The sequence below is a fragment of the Komagataeibacter europaeus LMG 18890 genome, assembly GCF_000285295.1.
In the GTDB taxonomy this organism is placed as follows: domain Bacteria; phylum Pseudomonadota; class Alphaproteobacteria; order Acetobacterales; family Acetobacteraceae; genus Komagataeibacter; species Komagataeibacter europaeus.
This window is the reverse complement of the sequence record NZ_CADP01000192.1, coordinates 1-3,362: the sequence shown is the minus strand read 5'-3', so window position 1 is coordinate 3,362 and position 3,362 is coordinate 1. Positions and strand designations below refer to the sequence as shown.

The 3,362-nt window shown below is 54.8% G+C and carries 6 protein-coding genes; 2 read left to right on the top strand and 4 right to left on the bottom strand.

The window, feature by feature from the left end:
* Together GEU01_RS27135 and GEU01_RS20330 are read left to right on the top strand one after the other, a co-directional pair.
* The coding region (locus GEU01_RS27135; RefSeq protein WP_232272647.1) for a hypothetical protein at positions 1–181 on the top strand (181 nt) is incomplete at its 5' end.
* Positions 182–333: 152 nt separating this feature from the next.
* Positions 334–1,434 (top strand): replication initiator protein A, encoded by a 1,101-nt coding sequence (locus tag GEU01_RS20330; protein WP_026018911.1) that lies wholly within the window; start codon positions 334–336, stop codon positions 1,432–1,434.
* A 61-nt stretch (positions 1,435–1,495) separates the two neighbouring features.
* On the opposite strand, the gene GEU01_RS20325 is transcribed toward GEU01_RS20330, so the two are convergent.
* From GEU01_RS20325 to GEU01_RS20310, 4 genes are all read right to left on the bottom strand, one after another.
* A complete protein-coding gene (locus GEU01_RS20325) occupies positions 1,496–1,786 on the bottom strand; it encodes a ribbon-helix-helix domain-containing protein (RefSeq protein ID WP_019087506.1) in 291 nt (96 codons plus the stop codon).
* Positions 1,783–2,436 (bottom strand): ParA family partition ATPase, encoded by a 654-nt coding sequence (gene parA, locus GEU01_RS20320; protein ID WP_019087505.1) that lies wholly within the window; start codon positions 2,434–2,436, stop codon positions 1,783–1,785. The genes GEU01_RS20325 and parA overlap by 4 nt, the downstream gene beginning before the upstream one ends.
* Before the next feature lie 82 nt (positions 2,437–2,518).
* Positions 2,519–3,154 (bottom strand): tyrosine-type recombinase/integrase, encoded by a 636-nt coding sequence (locus tag GEU01_RS20315; protein ID WP_019087504.1) that lies wholly within the window; start codon positions 3,152–3,154, stop codon positions 2,519–2,521.
* On the bottom strand, positions 3,151–3,362 hold a 212-nt coding region (locus tag GEU01_RS20310; protein ID WP_019087503.1), incomplete at its 5' end, for a WGR domain-containing protein. The genes GEU01_RS20315 and GEU01_RS20310, both read right to left, overlap by 4 nt.

Genomic DNA, 3,362 nt, shown 5'->3' with positions numbered 1-3,362 from the left:
CCCCCAAGAGGCGGTGCTTGGGTTCATTTGGCTGCAAATTTTTGAGGTTTATGAGTTATCCACAGGCTCAGAGTGTTTAAATAGGTGTTTAAATGGTGTTACGGATTTTTATAGTTCAAATAACAGGCTGAATAATAACGGTTTTATCGAGAGATTCTATCGTCCTGTGAATCCACTATGACGATAAACTGAATCCACTATGACGATAAACTGAATCTAAAATGACGATAGCAAGTATGCGTAATTGAAATGACGATAAGCTCAGCCTGAATCTAAAATGACGATAATTGACTTGCGTATGTGAAGTGACGATAGTAGCTATCTGTAATTGAAATGACGATAGAATCTTCTCCTTCCTTGTTCGACATTGCGCCTTCTCTGGCGGTGGAAGGTGATGATCGCACGCCCCTCCTTCCAGTCCGCCATCCAAATCAGGATCTATTCATTTGTGACGTGCTCGATGCCATTCCCAAAGATGATATGGCGTCAATGGAGCATCCAGTTTTTTCGCTCTCGACCAAGCCAGACAACCGGATGCGACGCTATGAACACAATGGGAATATCATAGAGATCATCCCGTCTGGCAAAGGGCTGGCAACGATCCATGACAAGGATATCCTCATCTACTGCATCTCTCAGCTCGTTGCGAAAATGAATCACGGCGAACAACCTAGCCGAACACTCCGCCTTCAAGCCTATGACATGCTGGTCGCTACCAATCGTCAAACCAGCGGAGCAGGCTATAGGCTACTGACCGACGCGTTGACACGCTTGCGCGGAACAACCGTGCGAACCAACATTCAAACAGGCGGCATTGAAGAAACTCGAATTTTCGGTTTGATCGAAGAAGCTAGAATCACCCGTAAGACGTTTGACGGCCGAATGCTTGATCTTGAAATCACTCTGTCAGATTGGGTCTATCGTTCAGTCATCAGCAAGAATGTCCTCACACTTCACCGAGACTATTTCCGACTTCGTAAACCGTTCGAACGACGCATGTACGAACTCGCCCGCAAACACTGCGGTATGAAAGATGAATGGAAGATCGGATTAGAGCTGCTGCAAAAAAAATGTGGCTCAAATAGCCCGCTTCGCGTCTTTCGATCCTTGGTTAAGAAAGTTTGTGCGCATGACACCAGTCATGCCCATTTTCCTGACTATGCCATCACAATGGCCGATGACATCATTCTATTTCGCAACCGTTTGAGCCTTAAAACAAAGGGCGATGTTATCGCCCCTATGAGGGATGCTCCCTACATCGACCCCGAAACCATGCATGACGCTAAAACCGTTGCGCCTGGATATGACATCTATGCTCTCCATGACGAATGGGTTTCATGGTGGCACGACATGGGAAAACCAGAGCTTAAAAGCCCTGCCGGAGCCTTTATTGGCTTTTGTAAAAAACGGCACGAACGCAACCCAATACGCTGATTCCGGCATACGCCAGCAAGTGTGCATGCTTACATGCAAACATGACCGCACGTAAACATGCCTACTTGCCCACAGGACTTTCTCCCATCTTACGTAGCCAGTCGTTAAACGCGTCAGCCATCGCATCCTGTAAACTCATCCCATGCTTTCTGGCGGTCATGTGCATAGCAAATGACATTTCCGGACTAAAATAGCCGGTCATGGCTTTCTTGCCCTGACGGCTCGGCGCAACCTGCTTGCCGGCTGTACCAACAACATTGGTAGCAGCAACCTTGCTTTCTGATGCAACTGCAACCGGCGATATTACGGAATCACGATCCCGCAACGACAGTAGAGACCCCTTCCGGCTCATGCACTAGCTCTCCGCTTCCTTGATGATTGCATGTTTACATGCTTGCATGCCCACTTGTAAAGCAGCCTTACCTCATCAGACGCCTTGCCTTTAGGCTCTACTTCCATTGCAGTTTTCCCTTCCGCCGCAGCATGACGGAAAACTGCACGATCAGCGATAATATGTGGACATGCGTTCAGTCCGTAACTTTGTACGAGTTGTGTGGCCTCCTCATACATACGTGGAGCAGTCGGACTTCCCGCTGTAAAAACGACGAAGGCTGGTTTGCCACGCATTTTTATAAGGCTGGCAGTCGTTTTGATTGCTGCCAGATCGAACGCACTCGGCCGACATGGAATTAATACCAAATCGGCGACTTCAACGGCAGCACTAGCCGCACTATCAGCGTGAGGCGGAGTATCAATCACGATGAACTCAGCACCCTGACTCATTGCCTGTCCGATCTTAGCCGCGAGACGAGGCGGAGCACTGTCAATTACAACCGGCGGAGCATCCTTACGCCATGCGGCCCATTGGCTCGCCGTCGCCTGTGGGTCCACATCAATCACCAATGCTGTATGGCCAGCATCCTCAGCCGCAGCAGACAGATGCAAGGCCAGAGTGGTTTTTCCAGCCCCACCCTTCTGGCTGATAATCGCTATTGTTGGCATGTGAACGTCCTTACATGACCTCATGTTTGCATGTGGTCATACGTGAAAATCTGCTCTATCTACAAGAGAGAATGACAGAAAATCACTCCCACATTTTCCGTGCGATATCCTGCTCCTCGGCGCCGACGGCATCGGCGTAGATGGCGGTGGTGGAGAGCTGGGCGTGACCGAGCCATTTCTGCACCATGTTGAGGGGGATGCCGCTGGAGACGGCGGCAACGCCGAAGGCATGGCGCAGGCCCTTGGGGGACGCGGCCGGGCCGGACAGGCCGGCGGCGTCCATGACCGCATGCACCGCCCGCCAGCCGGTCATGCGGGACCAGGGCCACAGCCGGGCGGCCGCTCCACGGCCTCGCCGACGCTGGGCCTCGCGGATGCCATGCACCAGATCCAGGGCCTCGAGCAAGGAGGGGGGCACCGGCACGGCGCGATAGATCCCGTCCTGGCGCTTCTTGAGCGTGGAGAACACCAGCACGCCGCCGGCGAGATCCACCCGGTCCGCCGTCAGGGCGAGGGCCTCGGACAGGCGGCAGCCCGACCAGGCCAGGGTCATGCACAGCGTGCGGGCCTCGCGCGGCGCCTGCTCGGCCGCGCGCAGGAACCGCGCCCGCTCGGCAACCGTGAGGTATTTGCGGCTCCCGTCGCGGTCGAACAACTGCATCCCGCCGGGGGCGCCTGCCGGGGTCACCCGCTGTCCCGGTTTTGAGGTGCCGCTCATCCGGCCGCCCTGTCGCGGTAGCCCCGCCGGCGTTTGGCCCGGAGCTGGCGGGCGAGGGCGTCGAACGCCTGCCCGGCATCGTCATGCAGTTCGCAGACCTGCCGGCCAGCCGTCCCGATCCGCCCCCACTGCCGCACCAGGGCGGTTCCGCCGAACAGGTCAGGCTGCAGCGACAGATGGTAGAAGCGCCAGCAGTTGGCGGCCGGGT

Coding starts and splice junctions, on each gene's coding strand:
- GEU01_RS20330 (WP_026018911.1), top strand. CDS start 334: ATGACGATAGAATCTTCTCCTTCCTTGTTCGACATTGCGCCTTCTCTG.
- GEU01_RS20325 (WP_019087506.1), bottom strand. CDS start 1,786: ATGAGCCGGAAGGGGTCTCTACTGTCGTTGCGGGATCGTGATTCCGTA.
- parA (WP_019087505.1), bottom strand. CDS start 2,436: ATGCCAACAATAGCGATTATCAGCCAGAAGGGTGGGGCTGGAAAAACC.
- GEU01_RS20315 (WP_019087504.1), bottom strand. CDS start 3,154: ATGAGCGGCACCTCAAAACCGGGACAGCGGGTGACCCCGGCAGGCGCC.